The sequence below is a fragment of the Bacteroides cellulosilyticus DSM 14838 genome (assembly GCF_000158035.1).
Lineage (GTDB): Bacteria > Bacteroidota > Bacteroidia > Bacteroidales > Bacteroidaceae > Bacteroides > Bacteroides cellulosilyticus.
In genome coordinates this window covers 1-1103 of the sequence record NZ_EQ973523.1, presented here as the reverse complement: position 1 = coordinate 1103, position 1103 = coordinate 1, and the positions used below count along the sequence as shown (strand labels likewise).

Genomic DNA, 1103 nt, shown 5'->3' with positions numbered 1-1103 from the left:
TTGAATTCGCCGCATCGTGGAAGCCATTGATATAGTCGAATATCAGAGCCAGTACAATAATTATTACTAACAATTCCATGTTCTCAACTTCTTCTATGCGTATTTTATAATCAGATTCTTTAGTATCTTGCCTACCTGCTCTGCCACATCGGTTGTTTTTTCCAATTCATGCATGATCTCTTTAATCTTGATAAGTTCAATGCAATCCTTTTCTTCTTCAAAAAGCTTCGTGATAAAGTGTTCATATACATCATCTGCCTGATTTTCTATATCATGCAACTTATTACAGTATCCACGCAATGCGGCCGGTTTCTGACGGAAAGTTTCAAGTTCATCCATCGCCTTGCCAATATATACAGCTTCCTGTTGAATCAGGCGACTCAATTCTTTTCCGCTATCGGAAATCGGACGAGGATTATAGATATTAATACGTTTGGCACAACTGTTTATCCCGTCTATAACGTCATCCATGGTTGAAGCCAACGCATGAATATCTTCACGGTCAAAAGGAGTAATAAAAGTAGTTCCAAGCTCATCAAGGATTAAATGAGTTAATTTATCCCCCTCACGTTCCAGGTCTTTTATTCTTTTATAATAATCTGCTCTCTCCTCCGGTTTATCATGTTGTAAACTTTCTACCAAAAGAGTGGATGATGCAGACAAAATCTCAGACAATTGTTTCAACAGAGGAAAGAACTTAGGTTCTTTGGGAGTAAACCTGCTAAAAAAAGAATTTTTCATAAGAATAAAAATATCAAATTATTTCTGTTTTTTTTGATTTCATTTTTGCCCGTATCACCTCTATAATGGCAGGTAATATGGATATAACTATAATTGCCACAATCAACAATTTAAGATTTTCCTGCACAATCGGAAGGTCTCCGAAGAAATATCCGGCATAGCAGAAAAGTGCCACCCAAGCTGCACCTCCTATCAGATTGTATACCATGAAATAATAGTAATGCATTTTACCCATTCCTGCTACAAACGGAGCAAAAGTGCGCACAAGAGGGACAAACCTGGCTATAATTATGGTCTTGCCTCCATACTTTTTATAAAATTCATGTGTTTTATCCAAATGACTTTGTTTGAATATTCTGGAA

Annotated in this window: 2 protein-coding genes; both read right to left on the bottom strand. The window is 36.5% G+C overall.

Annotated elements, in window-relative coordinates; genetic code table 11:
* Positions 1-93 precede the first annotated feature (93 nt).
* Entirely contained in the window at positions 94-741 is a 648-nt protein-coding gene (locus BACCELL_RS25465; protein ID WP_007215066.1) for a DUF47 domain-containing protein, read from the bottom strand.
* Positions 742-754: 13 nt separating this feature from the next.
* The coding region (locus tag BACCELL_RS25460; protein WP_007215065.1) for a VTT domain-containing protein at positions 755-1103 on the bottom strand (349 nt) is incomplete at its 5' end.

Excerpts from the sequence above, each read along its gene's own strand:
- BACCELL_RS25465 (WP_007215066.1), bottom strand. The coding sequence starts at position 741 with ATGAAAAATTCTTTTTTTAGCAGGTTTACTCCCAAAGAACCTAAGTTC.